At 70.4% G+C, this 19,615-nt stretch carries 14 protein-coding genes and 1 pseudogene; 7 read left to right on the top strand and 8 right to left on the bottom strand.

The genetic code is table 11. The annotated features are described in order from the left end of the window. Positions 1–161 precede the first annotated feature (161 nt). Both HQ312_RS04830 and HQ312_RS04825 read right to left on the bottom strand, forming a co-directional pair. The gene (locus HQ312_RS04830; RefSeq protein ID WP_027506190.1) at positions 162–746 is read right to left on the bottom strand and encodes a TetR/AcrR family transcriptional regulator; all 585 of its coding nucleotides are present in this window, start codon (positions 744–746) and stop codon (positions 162–164) included. A gap of 64 nt (positions 747–810) precedes the next feature. Next, positions 811–1,992: a glycoside hydrolase family 3 N-terminal domain-containing protein gene (locus tag HQ312_RS04825; RefSeq protein ID WP_222637973.1), complete on the bottom strand. Its 1,182-nt coding sequence runs from the start codon at positions 1,990–1,992 to the stop codon at positions 811–813. Between the two features lie 85 nt (positions 1,993–2,077). Here HQ312_RS04825 and HQ312_RS04820 point away from each other — a divergent pair, with 85 nt between their 5' ends. The 3 genes from HQ312_RS04820 (at position 2,078) to HQ312_RS22150 (ending at position 7,161) form a co-directional block, all read left to right on the top strand. Further along, on the top strand, positions 2,078–2,545 hold the full coding sequence (locus HQ312_RS04820; RefSeq protein ID WP_027506188.1) for a universal stress protein: 468 nt from the start codon (positions 2,078–2,080) through the stop codon (positions 2,543–2,545). Positions 2,546–2,677: 132 nt separating this feature from the next. Then, entirely contained in the window at positions 2,678–2,839 is a 162-nt protein-coding gene (locus HQ312_RS04815; protein ID WP_231476388.1) for a DUF2613 domain-containing protein, read from the top strand. After that, positions 2,836–7,161, top strand: a complete 4,326-nt coding sequence (locus HQ312_RS22150; protein ID WP_222638104.1) for an alpha-(1->3)-arabinofuranosyltransferase — start codon at positions 2,836–2,838, stop codon at positions 7,159–7,161. The genes HQ312_RS04815 and HQ312_RS22150 overlap by 4 nt, the downstream gene beginning before the upstream one ends. A 17-nt stretch (positions 7,162–7,178) precedes the next feature. On the opposite strand, the pseudogene HQ312_RS04805 reads toward HQ312_RS22150, so the two are convergent. After that, a pseudogene (locus HQ312_RS04805) lies at positions 7,179–8,327 on the bottom strand (acyltransferase family protein); the annotation flags it as partial. Between the two features lie 116 nt (positions 8,328–8,443). On the opposite strand from HQ312_RS04805, the gene HQ312_RS04800 reads away from it, so the two are divergent. Next, complete coding sequence (locus HQ312_RS04800; protein ID WP_222637972.1) at positions 8,444–9,571, top strand: DUF3068 domain-containing protein; 1,128 nt, start codon at positions 8,444–8,446, stop codon at positions 9,569–9,571. A 17-nt stretch (positions 9,572–9,588) separates the two neighbouring features. Here HQ312_RS04800 and HQ312_RS04795 read toward each other — a convergent pair whose 3' ends face one another. Genes HQ312_RS04795 through HQ312_RS04785 form a run of 3 tightly spaced genes read right to left on the bottom strand, consistent with a single transcriptional unit; the run spans position 9,589 to position 12,813 of the window. Then, a complete protein-coding gene (locus tag HQ312_RS04795) occupies positions 9,589–10,566 on the bottom strand; it encodes an alcohol dehydrogenase catalytic domain-containing protein (RefSeq protein ID WP_222637971.1) in 978 nt (325 codons plus the stop codon). A 58-nt stretch (positions 10,567–10,624) separates the two neighbouring features. Further along, positions 10,625–11,587 carry a fumarylacetoacetate hydrolase family protein gene (locus HQ312_RS04790; RefSeq protein WP_222637970.1) on the bottom strand — a complete coding sequence of 321 codons (963 nt, stop codon included), beginning with the start codon at positions 11,585–11,587 and terminating at the stop codon, positions 10,625–10,627. Then, the gene (locus HQ312_RS04785) at positions 11,584–12,813 is read right to left on the bottom strand and encodes a polysaccharide biosynthesis protein (protein WP_222637969.1); all 1,230 of its coding nucleotides are present in this window, start codon (positions 12,811–12,813) and stop codon (positions 11,584–11,586) included. The genes HQ312_RS04790 and HQ312_RS04785 overlap by 4 nt, the downstream gene beginning before the upstream one ends. A 6-nt stretch (positions 12,814–12,819) precedes the next feature. Between HQ312_RS04785 and HQ312_RS04780 the strand changes: the two genes are divergently transcribed. Continuing rightward, positions 12,820–14,541: a hypothetical protein gene (locus HQ312_RS04780; RefSeq protein WP_222637968.1), complete on the top strand. Its 1,722-nt coding sequence runs from the start codon at positions 12,820–12,822 to the stop codon at positions 14,539–14,541. Here the strand turns inward: HQ312_RS04780 and HQ312_RS04775 are convergent. Continuing rightward, positions 14,510–15,757 carry a glycosyltransferase family 4 protein gene (locus tag HQ312_RS04775; RefSeq protein WP_222637967.1) on the bottom strand — a complete coding sequence of 416 codons (1,248 nt, stop codon included), beginning with the start codon at positions 15,755–15,757 and terminating at the stop codon, positions 14,510–14,512. The two genes, HQ312_RS04780 and HQ312_RS04775, sit on opposite strands and share 32 nt — an antisense overlap. A gap of 100 nt (positions 15,758–15,857) precedes the next feature. On the opposite strand from HQ312_RS04775, the gene HQ312_RS04770 reads away from it, so the two are divergent. Beyond that, entirely contained in the window at positions 15,858–16,667 is an 810-nt protein-coding gene (locus tag HQ312_RS04770; protein WP_222637966.1) for a class I SAM-dependent methyltransferase, read from the top strand. 10 nt (positions 16,668–16,677) lie between these two features. Beyond that, entirely contained in the window at positions 16,678–17,598 is a 921-nt protein-coding gene (locus HQ312_RS04765; protein WP_222637965.1) for an ROK family protein, read from the top strand. Positions 17,599–17,640: 42 nt separating this feature from the next. On the opposite strand, the gene HQ312_RS04760 is transcribed toward HQ312_RS04765, so the two are convergent. Beyond that, positions 17,641–19,470 carry a phosphoenolpyruvate carboxykinase (GTP) gene (locus HQ312_RS04760; protein WP_027506179.1) on the bottom strand — a complete coding sequence of 610 codons (1,830 nt, stop codon included), beginning with the start codon at positions 19,468–19,470 and terminating at the stop codon, positions 17,641–17,643. Positions 19,471–19,615 lie beyond the last annotated feature (145 nt).

Genomic DNA, 19,615 nt, shown 5'->3' with positions numbered 1-19,615 from the left:
TGCTGTGTTCGACGCGACCTCGTGCACGCGACAGCAGACTGAGTGATCAGTACTTTAAACAGAAACCTTCGACATGACGCTTATCGAGGACTTTTTTCATTCGACCGAATGATGTGAACGGTCGGTACGTTCCCGGAACCGACTACGGGTCCGGCCTCGCGTCAGGCCCGAAGCCCCCGCCACGCGAGGCTCTCGAGAAGGTCGACCGCCTGGTGCACGTCGATCTCGCCGCCGGCGACCCTGTCGGCCACGGCCTCGCCGGCACCGACCAGGGCGACGGCCATCAGTCCGAAGTTGTGTTCCGGCCGCGGGTCCTTGGTGCTCATCTCGAGCAGCGACGCGGTGAGGCTGATCAACCGATCGCGGCTGCTCTGCACCTGACCGGCGAAGGCCTGCTGGCCGATCGCCTGCCGGTAGAGCACCATCCACGACGAGCGGTGCTCGTCCACGAACGTGAGGAACCCGAGCAATGCCTTGCGCAACTGCTCGCGGGGAGTGAGCGTCGGGTCCGCCGCGGGAGTCATCGCAGCGACGAACTCGAGGCCCTCCCGATGGATGCACGCGGCGAAGAGTTCGTCCTTGCTGCCGTAGTACAGATACAGCATTGGTTTCGAGATCTCGGCCCGTGCGGCGATGGAGTCCATCGACGTGCTGTGAAAGCCGTTCTCGGAGAACACCTCGATGGCGGCGTCGAGCATCTGCTGCTCACGGACGGCGCGCGGCAACCGCTTGGTTCCGCCTGCCATGCGTCCTCCCCGGAGCTGTCCGCCGTACGACCTCCCGACTCTACGTCACCGTCCGCAGGACGAGTCAGGCGCAGCCGAGGGCTCCCTTGGCCGTGAGGACGGTCCGGGCCGCGTCGTCCACGCGCGCATCGCTCAACTCCCCGGACGCCACGGCCGCCTCGAGACGGTCGAGGACGCTCGGCACCGCGTCGGTGGTGATCCAGAGGGCGACGTCGGCCCCGGCGACGAGGGCGGCCAGCGCCGCGTCCTCGATGCCCAGTCGCGACGTGATCGCCGCCATGCCGGACAGGTCGTCGGTGAAGATCGGGCCGGTGAACGGCGCCGCCCCGTAGCCGGTGCCGTCACGCAGCAGTGCCATCGCGGCGGGACTGATACTGGCGGGCACGCCCTCCGTCGTCAGGCCCGGAACGTCGAGGTGTCCGACCATGGCACCCACTCCGGTGGACACGAGATCGCGGAACGGAACCAGGTCGCGGGCCTGCAGTTCGGAGAGCGGCGGTGTCGTGACGGCGCCGGTGTGCGAGTCGCCCGATCCGGAGCCGTGCCCCGGGAAGTGCTTGATCACGGGCATCACCCCGGCGTCGCGGAGACCGCGCGCAGCAGCTCCGGCGTACGCGACGACGGTGGCGGGATCGTCCGAGTACGACCGGTCACCGATCACCGAGTCGTCGGGCTGGCTGCTGACGTCCACGTCGGGAGCGAAGTCGACGGTGATGCCGAGATCCTTCAGTCCACGTCCGCGCTCGAGCCACATCTCGTACGTCTGCTCGGGGGTCATCGTGGCGGCGGTCTCGCGTGCCGAGGGCACCGAACCGAGGAGGTCGGCTGCCCGCGACACCCGGCCGCCCTCCTCGTCGATCGTCACCATGACGGGCACGGTGGCGGCCGACTGCATGCGATCGACACCGCCGCCGGTGAGCATCGTCTTGTCGGTCCAGCTGCCCACGAACACACCACCCACCTGCTCGGCGCCCACCACCGCCACGGCGTCCTCGGTCCCGGTGACCCCGACTGTCAACAGCTGGGCGAGCCGCTGCCGCAGCGTCATGGCGTCGATGGCGGTGGCGCACGCATCGGGCGTGGCCGCAGGCATCTCGGACGTCGACACGACCGCCGAGGGAGCCGAGGGCGATGCCGTGGCCGCACCGGTGGTGGTGGGTGCGGGAGCCGCCGCGTCCCCCGTCCCGCACGCCGTCGTGGCGATCGCGCACGTCGCGACCAGGGTCAGAACTCGGCGCAGGTACATACCCGAAACGTTATCGCGTGAGCCTCCCCGCAACCCGACCGCGACGGTAAGATCGTCAGCCACCGCCACAAGCCTGGAGGCTCTCATGTCGTGTGACGTCATGTTGATCGCGTACGACGGTTCGGACAATGCGCGCAGGGCGGTGGACTACGCCGGCAGATTCCTTCAGGCGAAACGCGCCATCGTGCTCACCGCGTGGGAACCGATGGTGCGACAGGCGGCCCGCATGTCCGGCCTGTCCGGAGTGATGGCGCCGGAGTGGCTGCCGGACGAGCAGACCGAGGACATCGCACTCGCCGACGCGAAGGTCACCAACAGCGAGGGCCTCGAGCTGGCCGTCCGCGCCGGCATCAACGCCGACGGGCGCTGCGAGGAGTCGCACTCCGCCATCTGGACCACCATCGTCGAGACGGCGGACGAGGTGAACGCCGACATCATCGTCACCGGGACGCGCGGCCGGACCGGTCTGCGGTCGCTGCTGCAGTCGTCCTGTGCCGATCTCGTGCTCAAGCACAGCCATCGCCCTGTACTGATCGTGCCGCCCGGCAGATGAGTGAACGGGCAGGCCGGAGGCCGGTCGAGGTGAACGGGCAGGCCGGAGGCCGGTCGAGGTGAACGGGCAGGCCGGAGGCCGGTCGAGGTGAACGGGCAGGCCGTTGGCCGGTCGAAGTGATAGGTTCTGCTCGTGAAATCCGCAGCGATCAGTGCCGTCATCGGCGTCGTGCTGGGAGTGGCCGTGGTGTTCGGCGCCACTGCCGCCGCCTCGTCCGACACCCGCCCCGAGGTCGATCGTTCCGGTAACGCCGAGTCCTCCCTCCTCAACCAGGTCGAGTACGGCAGCCGCTGACGTCCGATGCTCCCGTCACCGCGCCCGTAGGGGCCCGGTGGCGTTTCTTCTCCGCGGTCGGTGCGCTGGTCCTGGCGTTCCTGCAGGCTCCCGGCCTGACCGTCGCCGACACCAAGTACGACCTGACGCAGAACCCGCTGGGGTTCCTCTCGCGTGCGTCCCATCTGTGGACGTCCGACGCCACCTTCGGCCAGGTACAGAACCAGGCGTACGGCTACTTCTTCCCGCACGGGTCGTTCTTCGCCCTCGGTGACGTGCTGGGGCTGCCCGGGTGGGTGACGCAGCGCCTGTGGTGGGCGGTGCTGATCTTTCTCGGGTTCTGGGGTGTCCTGCGCTTGTGCGAGGCCCTCGGGGTCGGGAGCCGCGGGTCGCGGGTGGTGGGTGCGCTCGCGTTCGTCCTCGCTCCGCGGGTGATCACCACCCTGGGGTCGATCAGTTCCGAGTCACTGCCGATGATGCTGGCGCCATGGGTACTGATCCCCCTGGTCCGCGTCTTCTCCGGCCGCTCCGTGAGCATTCCGCGCGCCGCCGCGTGTTCGGCGCTGGCCGTCGCGGCGATGGGTGCCGTGAACGCCGTGGCGACGGCGGCAGCCACCCTCGTGGCGGTCGTGTGGTGGCTCGCGCACAGGCCGGACGCCCGGTGGCGCCGGTTCTCGCTGTGGTGGATCGGGTGTCTCGTCGCCGCGACGACGTGGTGGCTGGTTCCCCTCTTCATCCTGCGCGGCGTCAGTCCACCGTTCCTCGACTACATCGAGTCGGCCGGCACGACGACGCAGTGGGCCTCGCTGGTGGAGGTCCTGCGCGGCACGAGCAGCTGGACACCGTTCGTCTCGCCGGAACGCATCGCCGGCGCTGTGGTGGTGACACAACCCGCCGCGGTGATCGCCTCTGCCGTCGTGGCCGCGGCGGGAATGGCCGGGCTCTGCATGCGGTCGATGCCGGCACGCGGTCGGCTGGCCCTGGTGCTGCTGATCGGGCTCGTGGGCATGACCGCCGGGTACGTCGGCGGACTGGCCTCCCCCGTCTCCGAGCAGGTGCGACTGTTCCTCGACACGTCCGGTGCGCCGCTGCGCAACATTCACAAGCTGGAACCGGTGATCCGACTGCCGTTGGCGCTGGGCCTCGCACAGTTGCTGGCGCAGGTGCCGCTGCCGGGTTCGGTGCCGTCGCCTCGCTGGCGTCGCGCGGCGTCGCACCCGGAACGGGAGCCCCTCGTCGCTTTCGCCGCACTCGTCCTGGTGGCACTCACCGTCTCGACCTCGCTGGCCTGGACCGGGCGGCTCGCGCCGCGGGGCGCGTACGAGGCCGTTCCGGCCGAATGGTCCGACGCGGCGGGCTGGTTGGCCGACCACGCGGGCACCGGAGCCGAGGAGTCCCGCGCGCTCGTCGTTCCCGGTGCGCCCCTGGCCGCTCAGCTGTGGGGGCTGACGCGGGACGAACCGTTGCAGGCGTTGGCGGCCTCGCCGTGGGCCGTCCGTGACGCGGTCCCGTTGGTGCCGCCCGGCGCGATCCGCGCCCTCGACTCGGTGCAACGGCTTCTCGCGGACGGCAGACCGTCCGACGGACTCGCCGACACGCTGGCATCGATGAACGTCCGCTACCTGGTGATGCGCAACGATCTCGACCCCGAGACGTCGCGTTCGACCCGGACCTCGCTGGCGCATCAGAGCATCGAGAACTCGCCCGGGCTCGAGCGGGTCGCGACCTTCGGCGACGACATCGGGCCCGGACGGGTGGACGGCATCGTCGCCGACTCCGACCTGCGGCCCACCTACCCCGCGATCGAGATCTTCGAGGCGACACCCGGCACCCCCGCCGTTGCCGGCCCGTACACGGTGGTGGCCGACGACGTGCCCCGAGTGCAGGGCGGGCCCGAGGTCCTCGCTCGCCTGAACGAGCACCGCGAGCGCGGCGGCCTGGACCCGACTCCGGCGGGACCGGTACTTCTCGACGGCGACGCCCGGGCCGCCGGGCTCACGGTCGACGACGTCCTGGTGACGGACACCCCGATGAACCGCGAGGTGGACTTCGGCTCCGTCGACGATCACAGCAGCGCCCTGCGCACACCCGACGATCCCCGCCGCACACTCAATCTCGTGCCCGACTATCCGGTCGACGGTGCGCCGCTGGTCGAGGGCGCGTGGTCCGGTGCCCGGGTGTCCGTCTCCTCCTCGGCATCGGACGCCACCCAGTTCGGCGGCGCCTCGCCCGGCAACGGTCCGGCGGCGGCCGTCGACGGCGACGCCGCGACGAGTTGGGTGAGCAACGGCCTCGAGAGCTCGGTCGGTCAGTGGATCCAGCTCGACCTCGATCGCCCGGTGCAGTCCGGCCTGCTCGACTTCCGCACCAGCCCCGGCGCTCTGGGGTCACCGGTGAAATGGGTCGAGATCGAGACGGACAACGGGACCGCAGCCGCACGCATCACCGAACCGGGCGATCCGGTGACCGTCTCACTGCCCGCCGGCACGACGACGCGGATCCGGGTGACAGCCACCGAGACCGAGAACGGTTCGGTCGGAGCACAGTTCGGCGTCAGCGACCTTCGCCTCACCGATTACACGGATCCCGATGCGCCGACACCGGTGGTCGTCCGGCACCTCACGGAGATGCCGGCTCCGGCCGACGGCGTCACGGTGACGGGATGGAATCTGGCACAGGAGCTTCCGGGCCGGACAGGCTGCGTCGACACGCCCGATCGGGTGCGCTGCGCGGGTGGCGTGGCCGTCGAACCCGAGGAACTCGACAGTTTCCAGCGCACGCTCTCGGTTCCCAGTGGCACGGCGGTGACTCCCGAACTCTGGCTGCGCTCGCGTCAGTCGTCCGCGCTGGAGGATCTCCTGCAGGACGCCACACGTCCGCGGGCTCGGGGTGCGGCCGAGGTCACCGACGTCCGGGGGTCGACCTTCGCCCTCACGGACGGCGACGACCGCACGTCCTGGACCGCGAGCCAGGACTCGATCGAGGGCCGGGCCGGAACGTATCCCACCGTCACTCTCGAACTGCCGCAAACCGTTTCGGTCGACGGGCTCGACATCGCCCAGAGCCTCGGCGCACTGCCGTCTCATCCGACCAGGATCGCCGTGAACCTCGGGACCGGCCCCCAGGTCCGCGACGTCGACGCGGACGGCGACACCAGAGTGTCCCTCGAACCGGCGGTGACCGACCGGATCACCGTCTCGCTGCTGGAATGGGACGACGTACTCGACCGCACGGCACTGGGATTCGACCAGGTACGGCCTCCCGGTCTGGCCGAGATCACGGTGCTCTCCGAATCCGAATCCGAATCCGGTACCGCGTCCGCGGGGGCGGCGTTCGATCCCGACCGCCCGATCGTGACGTCGTGCGCGACCGGCCCCACCCTGACCATCGCGGACCAGCTCGTCCGCACCGCCGTCTCGACGACAGCCGGGGCGTTGGCCACCGGCGCACCGATCCGTGCGTCTCTCTGCGAGGGCGATGTCCCCGTCGCGGCGAACGTCTCCAATCCTGTTCCGCTGCCGTCGGGTTCGCAGTCCGTGTCGGTGGACCCGGGCGACGCCTTCGTCGTCGACAGCGTCGTGCTGCGCACGGCACCACTCGCTGCGTTCCCGGGCGCCGGCCCCACGCCCGTGGCGGTCACCGCGGACGAGTGGACCGCCGACACCCGCCGCGTCGTCGTGACCGGGTCCTCGACTCAGCGCATTCTCGTGGTGCCCGAGAGCACCAACCCGGGATGGGTGGCAACGCGCCCGGACGGCGAGGTGCTCACCCCGGTGATCGTGAACGGGTGGCAGCAGGGGTGGATTCTCCCCGCCGGCCTCTCGGGCGAGGTGACCCTGACGTTCCCCGCCGACACCTGGTACCGCACGGCGATCGTCGCGGGCCTGGCGCTTCTCGCGGCTCTGGCCGTGATGACGATGCGGCGCCGCCCGTCGGACCCCGCGACGGCACCGACACCCACCTGGCAACCCGCCCTCGTCGGCCACGCGGGGCTGTTCGCCGCCGTGTGGGTCATCGGTGGGCTCGCCGCACTCGGCTGGCTGGCGGCTCTCACCGTCGCGGTCGCCGCCGTCGACCATCGCTGGGGTGCCCGTGTCCGCGGTCGTGTGCTCGTCGCGATCGCGGGGCTCGGACTCAGTGTCGCCGGGGCGATGCTGTCGACCGGCCCCTGGCGTGATCCCGACGGGTACGTCGGCCACTCGGCCGTCATTCAGCTCGCAGCGCTGGCATCCGTCGGCGCCGTGGCGCTCGCGGCGCTTCCCTCGTTCGCCCGGATCCGGTCGGCCCTGCGCGCTTCCCGTCGACGCAGTGCGACACGGACCGGCTCCTCCACCAGCGCGTAGCTCGCCGCGGCGACCGGCAGCGTCAACACGACCGTGGCACCGGCGACGAGGAGGAACTGCCCGCCGAACGGGGACACCCCCAGCACGGGGAACACCACGGCCAGCACCGCGAGGTGCCAGATGAAGATGCCGTAGGACCACCGGCCGATCATCAGCGCGAACGGACCCGACAGCCACCGGGTACGGACACCCGTTCCGACGGCCAGGGGCGCGATGAGACAGAACGCGACGACGGCGCCCAAGGCCACCTTGACCGCGAACTGCCATGCCGCCGGCGTCGTGAGGTCCTGCGCGCCCGCGATCGGTGTCGACGACGCCGCGAAGGCCGCCGCCGCGATGCCGGTGAGCAACCATCGTCGGCTCGCGATCCGGACGACCAGCGGGACAGCGGGCAGGTCGGAGACCGGTCGGGACTGAGCGGGCAGGTCGGAGACCGGTCGGGACTGAGCGGGCAGGTCGGAGTCTGATCGGGTCTCGCGTAGTGCCAGCTCGGCAGCAGCCTCGGCCACCACCATCCCGGCCGCGAACCACGCCAGGTAGCCGGGCAGCCAGTTCTCGATGTTCACGCCGTCCGCGGTGGAGATCGGGAGAAAGGTCCACCCGAGCGACAGGGCGGACACCCCGACCAGCACCGGCGTGCGCAGACGGGCTCGAGGTCCGCGGAGCGCGGCCATGGCGGCCCCGATGAACGGGAGCAGCAGATAGAACGCCACCTCGACGGACAGCGACCACATCTGGGTCATGCCCTGCGTCAACGTCAACGGGATGAACACCTGCACGAGGGTCAGGTTGGCGATCCACACCCGGACGCCACCACCCGCACCCGGCAGCAGGGCCAGCACGACGACGACCACGAGCGAGTACGCGGGCAGGATGCGTGCCGCGCGGTGCACCAGATAGGTACGGACGGACGGCCTCGGCCGCGAGCCGCGCGCGGCGGCCGCGTGGGGTCGCCACAGCAGGAACCCCGAGAGCGCGAAGAACACGGCGACCGCGAGATCGAGACGGCCGAGCAGCGGGCCCACGAGGGGTGTGCCCGTCGATCCCGTCTGGAACGCGACGTGGGTCAGCAGCACGCCGACGGCCGCGAGACCGCGCATCCCCTCGAGCGCGGGCACGAATCCGCCGATGCGCGGATCGACGCGGGCCTTCTCTGCAGTGGTCATCGTCAGGAGAGTCTGCCGCATCGCACCCGAACTCGGAGCGGCCCAATACGTTAGTGTTCGACCCATCACGGCCGGTATGCACTGACAAGTGCACATGCACAAAGGGGACCTCCAGTATGGCGAACAGATCCACACCGACGCGTGTGATCCCGCCGATCCTCATCGGGCTCGGAGCTTTCTTCCTGGTCATCGCGATCCTGATCCCGCTGTACATGGTCGGGCGCCTCGAGAAGACGCCGCTGGACCTCGAGATCACCAGCGTGTCCACCGGCACCGGGTCGGTGCTCGATTCGCGTTCGCTCACAGCGGGTTCCGCCGTCGTGGATCAGAACGTCCCCCTGATCTCCCAGCGCTTCGTCACCACGGAGGAGCCGTCGAACTCCGACGTCATCACCGTGCAGGCCGGCTCGTCGCTGCGACGCACCGATCGACAGGGCGACACCGGTCTGCTCACCGCGACCGTCGACCGCGTGAGCCTGGACCGCGTGTCCTCCATGCCGGTCGACCCGGTCGGATCCATCCAGAGCCAGGCCGACAAGCCGGCCGAGGAAGTGCCGCACACCGGACTGCAGTACAAGTTCCCGTTCGACTCGCAGAAGCAGACCTACCCCTTCTTCGACACCGTGGCCCGCGAGAGCTACGACATGACCTTCGTCGAGGAGACGCAGATCGAGGGCGTCACGGTCTACCACTACACGCAGACCATCCCCGCGGTGGACCTGTCCGCCGTCGTCCCCTCGCCGGCCAACAAGCTCGCTCTCCCCGCGAGCACGTGGGGCGTCGACGGCGGCGCCACGCCGATCACGATGACGCGGTACTACGAGAACACTCGGGACATCTACGTCGAGCCCGTCACCGGCGTCATCGTCAAGGGCCAGGAGGACGTGCACCAGTACTACGCACGCCGCGCCGGAACTCCCGAGGTGGACGTCGTCAAGGCCGTCATCGGCTTCGACGACAACACCGTCACCTACCAGCTCGGTCGCGCACAGGACGGCAAGGACCAGATCGCCCTGATCGGCCGCACCGTGCCGATCGTCGCCGGCGTTCTGGGCGTCATCCTCCTGGCAGTCGGCATCGTGCTGCTCCTGCGCGGCGGCCGCACCACCCGCGGAACACGTCCGGTGGCCGACGGACCCACGACCGGACCTCGTACCTCCGGCGCCGGTTCACCCGCACCGGACCACGACTGGACGACGGACCGTACCGAGGAGATCCCCCGCACCAACCTCCGCAAGGACTGACGCCTCCGGCCTTCCCGTCAGGGAAGTAGCAGCGTCACTCCTGCAGACTCACCGAGGGCGTCCAGCGCGAGCTGGGCGTCCTCGAATCGTCTGCGGCCTCCGATCATCGATTCCACGGCGGCGTGCGGGAGAGTGCGCAACAGTTCGGGGTACTCGTGGGCGGCCAGCCCGTGGCTGCCGAGCACGTCGATCTCTCGCGCGATCACCACATCCATCGACACGTGCCCGCCGCCCGGAAGCAACCCGATCTGCACGTGCCGACCGCGCCGTCGCAGACCCCGGATCGCCTCGTCCGCCAACCCGGCATGCCCGGAGCACTCCAGCGCGACGTGCATGTCGTCGACCGGCGTCTGCACCGTCCGAGCTGCTCCCAGTCGGCGCGCCAGGTTCAGCGCCGAGGTGGAGCGATCCACTGCCGTCACCTCCGCGCCGGCCCCGGACGCGATGATCACCGCGGACAGGCCGAGCCCACCGCACCCGTAGACGGCGACGCGCTCGCCTGCCACCACGCGGGCGCGGCGATGAACCGCCCGCCATGCGGTCGCGTACCGGCATCCCAGAGTGGCTGCCACGTCGAACGACACCTCGTCCGGCAACGCGATCAGGTTGGTCGAGGCATACCGGACGGCGACGAACTCGGCGTACGACCCGTCGTGGGTGAACCCGGGCTGTTCCTGACGGGGACACACCTGGTGGTCGCCGGCAGCGCACGTCGGACACGACCCACACGCACACACGAAGGGGGTGGTGACGCGACGACCGATCCAGTCGCGGTCGACGTCCGCACCCACGGCGACGACCGTTCCCGCGAACTCGTGGCCCGGAACGAACGGCAGTCGCACGTCGCCGTCGTGTCCCTGCCAGGCATGCCAGTCACTCCGGCACACCCCGGTGGCTGCCACCCGGATCACCGCACCGTCGGGAGCCGCGTCGGGACGGTCGATCTCCCGCACGGTTCCCGGTCGGCCGAACTCCTCGATCACCAGTGCACGCATGCACCGACACTACTGTCGCACGGCCGGCCTCCGGCCTGCCCGCTGGCCAGCCACCCGGCTAGGCAGGCTCCGCCACCGTGTTGGTCACCGACCCGATGCGCTCGACGTCGAGGCGCACCACGTCGCCCGGCCGCACCCAGCGGTCGAGTTCCATACCGCACCCCGACGGCAAGGTCCCCGAGGTCAGCAGCTCGCCGGGGCCGATGCTCTCGGACCTGCTGGCGTAGGCGAGTCCGTCCACCAGCGACCACCGGCCGCCTCGTGTCGACGTCTCCGACCACACCTCGCCGTTGACGGTGACGGTGCCGCGCAGATCGGTCAGGTGCGGCAGGACCTCGTCCGCGGTGACCACCTCGGCACTCATGGAACTCCCGAACGTCTTGGTCTTCACGACGGGTCCGAAGGGACCGTTGCGCTGCTCGTCCCACTGCACGTCGCGCGCGCTGAAGTCGTTGAACACCACGAAGCCGCCGATCGCCGCTTCCGCCTCTGCCGTCGAGGCGCTGACAACAGGCCGGACCACCAGGGCGCCGAACTCGAGTTCGAAGTCCAACAGCTCGGTGTACGCGGGCCACGACATGGGGTCGCCGTCGCCGACGACGGAGAGGTGATTGCCCGTGTAGTAGATCGGGTGCTCGACTGCCGCGGCGCCCGGCCGTAGAGGCGGGAACGGCTTCCGCGCGATCGCCTGGAACGCCTTCGCCAGTGGCACGACGGCGGGCAGGTTGCGCCGCACCATCTGCTCGGCCGCCTGGTGCCAGTGCTGGTCCCACCCCGCGAAGCAGCGAAGCGATCGCGGCTCGAACGGCAGGGAGGCGAAGGACGTCGACGCAGTGGCGGTCCCGGCGGTGACGGCCCGGTCCACGAGATCGCGCGCCACGTCGCGAGCACGCTCACCGGCACCGAGGAACTCGACGATTCCGCCCGGAAGTTCCTCTCCACCAGCAGCTCTCAGATCGACCCACGTTCCCGTGGTCTCGTGCAGCACGTCGATCCCCGTCATGCCCCTACGCAGCCTCACGGACCCACCCCCCGGATTCGGTCATCCACCGATCCAAGCACACGGACACGCCCGAGCGCGCTGGTCGAGACCACAACAGATGCGACCGCAGCGCATGCCGCGGCCACGACGACGAGCTCCGTCGCGCTGTCGACGATCGTCAGCACGAGGACGGCCTCGACCAGCAGCACGGTCCACGCCGCCAGCGCCGAGCGCGTGTCGCCGCGGGCCACGGCCGCCAGGAGACCGCACTGCACCACGGCCAACAGCGCGCCCTGCGCGGCGAACAGCCACAGCAGGTACTGCACCGGCGCGTAGTCCGCGCCCATCACCAGCGGAACGATCGGCCCGACGATCGCGGCACCCACAACCACGACGGATCCGACGCCGAGCAGCACCAGCAGGGCGGTGCGGACCGCCGACGCCGACCGACGCGGATCCGCCATCCTCGGGTACAGCACCACGCCGACCGACTGCGGGAGCCAGAAGGCGGCCTTCGCGGCGACGGCGCCGAGCGCGTAGACACCCGCGGCCTCCGGGTCGAGGACGCGTCGGGCGAGCAGGAGGTCGACCGAGGACAACGCGACGATCACGAGTTGGACCTGCGATGCGGCGAGCACGTCACGCCAGGTCCCGGCCGCGGCGGGCCGATCGTGCTCGTCCGTCTGCTCGGCGCGGTCGACGACGATGCGCGCGGCCAGCGCCATGACCGCAGTCCCCACCGCACCCGCGACCAGGGCTGGTCCCACACCTCCGCCCAGCACCAGGGCGGTCACGGCGGGCACCACCTTCGCCAGGCCGCTCGCCGCGAGCACACCGCCGAGGGCACCGAAGCGCGAGTCTCCCTGCAGCAGACCCTGTTCCGTGGCCAGCAGCACGAGGAACGGCGCCGTCACGACGGCCGCCCCCGTGGTCACGACATCGGTGTGGAGCAGAGCCGCCACGACGGGAGTCGCGACGACGGCGAGACCGGCGACGACCACGGCGTACAGGTGTCCGAGCCTGCGGGAGGCAGCCACCGAACGACCGCGCACCCGGTCACGCGCCACGACGGTCTGCAACGCCAGCGCCGGCACCGCGAGTACCAGCTGGGCGGCGAGCAGCGACGCGAAGACCCCGTAGCCCTGCGGCCCGAGCACACGCCCGGCCGGGAGGTGCAGCAGATACGAGGCGATGTTCGCCGCCATCGACCCCGCCGTCACGATGCTCACCCCGGCCACCACGGTGGAGGTGCGCGCAGGGATCATGCCCTCATGATCGCAGGGTCGAGCAGGACAGCCGGGGCGTGGTCCCTCGCCTGGTCCGTCGTGCTCACCGGTGTCGTCCTCGGCCCGCTCCTGCGTGTGCTGCTTCCGGGTGGCGGCCACCTACTGCTGCGTGACGCGGTGTCGACGCCCCGGTCGTATCTCACCGACTCGGCCCTGGGCCTGTCCGACTCGGCAGCTCGGGCGGTTCCCCAGGACGCCGTCGTCGCGGTCGCCACCACGGTCGTCGACGGCGGTGTACTGGTCGTCGGACTGCTCGCTCTCGCTCTGATCGCCGCCGGGTGGGGCGCCGCGCAGATGACGGCGCGAGTGCTCGGCGGCGCCTCGACCGGCCCTCGTCTGGTGGCCGCCACGGTGGCCGTGTGGAACCCCTATGTGGCCGAACGTCTGCTGCAGGGACACTGGAGCCTGCTCGTCGGCTACGCGGCTCTCCCCTGGACGGTCGTCGCGACCATGACCCTCCGCGACCGCGGTGACCTGCGGTCCGCTGCGCCCCTCGTGCTGTGTCTCGGCATCGCCGGGCTGACCCCGACAGGCGTGCTGCTCTGCGCCGTTCTCGCCGTGGTGGTCCTGGCCGCATCGGGAGGGGCACGCCGCGTACGGCGGCTCGTCGTCGTGGCTGTCACCACTGTGATCGTGTCGCTGCCCTGGCTGGTGGCCACCGCCGTGTCCGGGGCCGGTACCGGCGCCGATCCGGCGGGTGTCGCGGCCTTCGCGGCGCGGGCCGAGCCCGGACTCGGGACGATCGGAGCGCTCGCCGGTCTGGGCGGCATCTGGAACGCCGACGCGGTTCCCGGCAGCCGAACCAGCCTGTTCGCCGTCGTCGGCACCGCCGTGCTGCTCGGCCTGGCCGCCGCCGGACTCCCTCGTCTGCGCCGGACCGCATCGCCCGTGGTCGCGGCGCTCCTGCTCACCGGCGCCGTGTCCGTGGTGCTCGTCGCCCTCGCCGCCACCCCGATCGGGCTCGACGTCGGCCGATGGGCCGCCGAGTCGGTACCCGGTGCCGGGCTGTTCCGGGACGGTCAGAAATGGGTCGCCCTGTGGATGCCGGCACTCGCCCTGAGTGCAGGCGCCGCGGTCGATCGACCCGGTCGCGGCGGGACACGTCCCCGGCTCGCAGCCGTGTCCGCCGCCGCCGCGCTGCTCGTCGTCCTGCCTGATCTGGCATGGGGGGTGCACGGCGCGCTGCGTCCGGTCGACTACCCCGCCGGGTGGTCCTCGGTGATCGACGGTGTCGGACCGTCCGACGCTCTCGTGGCCGTCCTGCCGACAGGTACCTTCCGCCGGTTCGACTGGTCGGGCGAGGCACCGGTCCTCGATCCCGCTCCGAGGCTGCTGGACGCCGATGTGCTCGGCACCGGAGATCTCCCGGTGGGCGGGACGGTCGTCCGGGGAGAGAACACCGTCGCGGGGCGAGTCGAAGGCCTGCTCCTGGCCGGTGCCCCGGCGAGCGACCTCGCCGCACTCGGAGTCGGGTGGATCCTGGCCGAGAGGTCGGCGGGCGAGAGCGGGAACTCCGCACGCACCCTCGCGGGCCTGGAACCCGTGTACGCGGACGCCGATCTCACGCTGTACTCACTCGCTGATCCGGCACCTCGTCCACGCTCGGATCGTCTACCGGCGATCGTCGCTCATCTGCTGTGGGCGGCCGCCGTCCTGATCGCGGCGTTCGTCGCCGTCACGAGAGCGCGTCGCACCCAGACTCGCTGATTCCGGACCGGCCGGCCTCCGGCCTTCCCGCGACCAGCCCGGACACCGCTCGGCCGTGTACTCGCTCGCGCAGCACCGACTCCACCGCTCGCGCGCACCACGTCCACGAGAACTCCCGGGTCCGCAGCCGCGCCTTCTCCCCGAGCTGCCGACGGAGATCGCCGTCGTCCAGCAGGGTCCGCACCGCGTCGGTCAGTTCGTCGACGTCGGAGTCGCGGCTGAGCCACTCGTCGCCCACCAGGACGCCGGTGACGCCGTCCACCACGGAATCGGTCAGCCCCCGAGAGTGCCGGTAGCCGACGGTGGGGACACCGTGCTGAGCTGCCTCGACGACGGCGAGTCCCCACCCCTCCTTCCGGGACGGGAGCACGTGGATCCACGACTGCGACAGGATCTGGTGCTTACGGGTCTCGGACACGTGACCGTGGAAGGTCACGGCGTCGGCCACGCCACGCGCGCGGGCGTGGTCGCGCAGGTTGTCGTCCCACCACCCACCGCCGATGACGTCGAGGCGCAGGGCGGGCGTCGCATCGCGCAGCGCAGCGACGACGTCGATCGCGTCCTCGATCTGCTTGTGCGGGACGAGCCGGGACAGAACGGCCAGCGTCGGGGCGTCCGCACGCGTGTCCGGATCGCCCACCGTGACGGAACCGGGAATGTCGTCGACACCGTTGCGGACGACGGCCACCCTCTCGCGGTCCACACCGAGGGCGATCAGCTCGTCCGCCGAGGGAAGCGACACCGTCAGGTACTGCGAGCGTCGATGGACCCGCGGCGACAGCCTGGACTCGATCCACCATCCCAGCCGCGCCATGACCGCACCGGCCACCGGCCATTGCTCGCGGTGACAATGGTGGACCAGCACGGTGACGGGAGCCGCCGTCACGAGTCGCGCGAAGAACGGGATGCCGTTCTGCGTGTCGATCACCGCGTCGGGCTTCAGACCCGCCAGGGGACCGAATCCGAGCCGCCCGGCGAGGAGCGCTCCGAGTGCTCGCGGATAGACCGTCAGGCGCCCGCCGCCGCGGCTGACGCGCATACCGTCGATCGTGTCCGACGCTGGTGCGCCGGGGTAACCGGCCGTGCGCAGCGTGACCTTGATGCCTCGCGACGCCAGCCCTGCCCCCACGTGCTCGAGGTAGCGCTCGCTACCACCGCCCTGTGGATGGCCACTGTCACGCCAACAGAGCAGCAGCACCTCACGTAACTCGGTCATCTGCTGTCACCCCCGTGACGGTTCTCGGTTCTTCGACGTCATCAAGTATGCCGTCGTCCCGCCGCACGATCACATCGGAGAGGCTCTACAGTCTCCACTCGTGCCCTCGTCTCCCGTCACCGCCGGACTCGCTCGACGGGCCACCCTGCGACGGTCACTCTCGCTCGTGTCGGACTTCCGGTTCGAGCAGTCCGATCCCGCACGCTTCTACGGGGCGCTGGCTCGCGACACAGCGATGCTGATCGACGACCTGTGGACCGGGGCGACCGGAACGACTCTCGACGGACTGACGGTGCTCGACGTCGGCGGCGGACCCGGCTACTTCGCCGATGCCTTCGCCGACGCGGGCGCCCGATACGTCTCCGTGGAACCGGACGCCTCGGAGATGCACGCCGCGGGGCTCGACGCCCGCGGGTCCGTCCGAGGATCCGGTACCGCGCTGCCCGTCCGCTCGGACAGCGTCGACATCTGCCTCTCCTCCAACGTCGCCGAGCATGTCCGCCACCCGTGGATCATGGCCGAGGAGATGCTGCGCGTGACGCGGCCCGGCGGACTGGTGGTGTTGTCCTACACGATGTGGTGGGGCCCGTTCGGCGGGCACGAGACCGGACCGTGGCACGTGTTCGGCGGCGAGCGCGCCGCTCGCCGCTACGCGCGCGTGCACGGCGCCGAACCGAAGAACCGTTTCGGAGAGTCGCTGTTCCCGATCCGCGCCTCGCACGGATTACGCTGGGCTGCAGAGACTTCGGGCGGCGAACTCCTCGCGGCCTTCCCGCGGTACCACCCCCGCTGGGCGTGGTGGTGTGTCCGCGTCCCCGGATTTCGCGAGCTGGCGGTGAGCAACCTCGTGGTCGTGCTCCGCGCGCACTCCGCCGCCGACCGCGGACTCGGGACCACGCTCGCCCGTTAGGGTGGCGTGAATGACGACGACCGAGAGAACATCGCTCGCACTCGACATCGGTGGCACCAAGTTCACTGCCGCGGTGGTGGGTGCCGACGGACGACCGCAGGACCCCGTCGTCGTTCCGACCCCCACCGAGAACGTCTGGGCGGCGTGCGAGGAGCTTCTCCTCTCGGTGGTGTCCGCGGCAGGGGTCGAGTTCCAGGACATCGGGGCCGTCGGTATCGCCTCGGCCGGGCCCGTGGACACCGTTGCCGGCACCGTGGCGCCGATCAACATCGCGGAGTGGTACGAGGGCTTCGGGCTCGTGGAGGCCGTCCGCGGCGTGGTTCCGAACGCCACCGTGACCCTGGCACTCGACGGTGCGTGCGCGGCCCTGGCCGAGCATCGTTTCGGGGCCGCCCGCCACGTGCAGAACGTGCTGGGCATGGTGGTGTCGACCGGCATCGGCGGCGGCCTGGTCCTGGGCGGCGAGATCGTTCGCGGCCACAGCGGCAACGCCGGGCACGTGGGACACATCGTCGTCCCCGGATCCATCGAACCCTGCACCTGCGGCGGGGTCGGCTGTGTCGAGACGGTCGCCAGCGGCCCGAACGCGGTTCGTTGGGCCCGCGAGAACGGCTGGGATGGTGCCACCGGCATCGACCTCGCCGAGTCGGCCCGCGCCGCCGACCCGGTGGCGGTCGCCGCCCTCCAGCGGGCCGGCGTGGCGCTGGGACAGGCGATCGCGTCCGCCGCGGCGCTTCTCGACGTCGAGACGGCCGTCCTCGGCGGTGGCTTCAGCGCGGCCGGCCCGGCGCTGTGGAACCCCATCCGCGAGACCGTCGCGTTGCACGCCCGGCTCGGCTTCCTCGAGTCGTTCACGGTGGTCCCCGCTGCCCTCGGGGCCGTCGGGACTCTCACAGGAGCGGCCGCACTGGTCACCCCGAAACAGCACTGACGCCCGCCCCCGTGATCGGGAGCGGGCGTCAGTGGTGGTGGATCAGGAGTTCAGGCGCTGCTTGAGAGCGTCGAACTCGTCCTGGATGCCGGTGGGGAGCTTCTCGCCGACGAAGTCGAACCATTCCTCGATGAGCGGGATCTCCTTCTTCCACTCGTCGACGTTCACCGCGAGCGCCTCGGCCACATCGGCCGTGGCGACGTCGAGTCCGTCGATGTCGAGCGCGTCGGCCGTGGGCACCACACCGATGGGCGTGTCGACACCGGCGGCCTTGTGCTCGATGCGCTCGACGATCCACTTCAGCACGCGGGAGTTCTCACCGAATCCGGGCCACAGGAAGCGCTTGTCGTCGCCGCGGCGGAACCAGTTGACGTAGAACACCTTCGGGAGCTTGGACTCGTCGGCGTTCTTGCCGAGGTCGATCCAGTGCTGGAAGTAGTCGCCGACGTTGTATCCGAGGAACGGCAGCATCGCCATCGGGTCGCGGCGGATGGTGCCGACGGTTCCCTCGGCCGCTGCTGTCTGCTCGGAACCGACGGTGGCGCCCATGAACACGCCGTGCTGCCAGTCGCGAGCCTCGGTGACCAGAGGAACGGTGGTCTTGCGACGGCCACCGAAGAGGATCGCCGAGATCGGCACACCCTGCGGGTCGTCCCACTCGGGCGCCATGGACGGGCACTGGGACATCGGCACGCAGTAGCGCGAGTTGGGGTGCGCCGCATTGCTGTCCGAGTCCGGCGTCCAGTCCTTGCCGGTCCAGTCGATCAGGTGCTGGGGGTCGCCCTCGAGGCCCTCCCACCAGACGTCGCCGTCGTCGGTCTGCGCGACGTTGGTGAAGACGGCGTTGCCCTGATCGATGGTGCGCATCGCGTTGGGGTTCGAGTCCCAGTTGGTACCGGGCGCGACACCGAAGAAGCCGAACTCCGGGTTGACCGCGTACAGCCGGCCGTCCTTGCCGAAGCGCATCCACGCGATGTCGTCACCGATGGTCTCGGCGCGCCAGCCCGGAATGGTCGGCTGGATCATCGCGAGGTTGGTCTTGCCACAGGCGGACGGGAACGCCGCAGCGATGTAGTACGCCTTGTCCTCCGGCGAGATGAGCTTGAGGATCAGCATGTGCTCGGCCAGCCAGCCCTCGTCGTGGGCCATGGCCGACGCGATACGCAGCGAGTAGCACTTCTTGCCCAGCAGCGCGTTGCCGCCGTAGCCGGAGCCGTAGCTCCAGATCTCGCGATCCTCGGGGAAGTGCGAGATGTACTTGGTGTCGTTGCACGGCCACGGGACGTCCTGCTGACCCTCGTCGAGCGGGGCTCCGAGCGAGTGCAGAGCCTTGACGAAGAAGCCGTCGTCCCCGAGCTTCTCGAGCACCTTCGCACCCATGCGCGTCATGACGCGCATGGAGACGACGACGTACTCGGAGTCGGTGATCTCGACACCCAGCTTGGGGTCGTCGGCCTCGAGCGGGCCCATGCAGAACGGGATGACGTACATGGTGCGACCGCGCATGCATCCGCGGTAGAGATCGCGCATCGTGCCGCGCATCTCCTCCGGGTCCATCCAGTTGTTGGTGGGACCGGCGTCGATCTCCCGAGTGGAGCAGATGTAGGTCCGCGACTCGACGCGCGCCACGTCGGACGGGTCGGAGTTGCCCAGGAACGAGTTGGGCTTCTTCTCGGCGTTCAGCCGAGTGAACGTCCCCGCGTCGACCAACTGGTCGGTGAGGCGGTTCCACTCCTCGTCCGAACCGTCGGCGAAGACGATCCGGTCGGGCTGGGTCAGCTCGGCCACGTCACGTACCCAGGCCAGCAGGCCTGCATGCGTCGTGGGCGGCGTGCCGTCGGTTCCGTTGAGACCCGGAATGGTCGCGGTCATCTTGTCTCCTGGGGTGGTGCAGGAACGTGTGGCCGTCACCGCCTCGGTCCGTCGATCGGCGCCGAACCGAAGTGCGTGAGCGAACCATGGGTTCCCAGTGGGCGGGGTAGTCCCGTGACCTTCGATCGACAGATCGCAGGGCCCC

The organism is Rhodococcus sp. BP-316, assembly GCF_019836105.1.
Classification (GTDB): Bacteria; Actinomycetota; Actinomycetes; order Mycobacteriales; family Mycobacteriaceae; genus Rhodococcoides.
The sequence above is the reverse complement of the archived record's forward strand: the minus strand, read 5'-3'. Positions and strand labels throughout refer to the sequence as shown.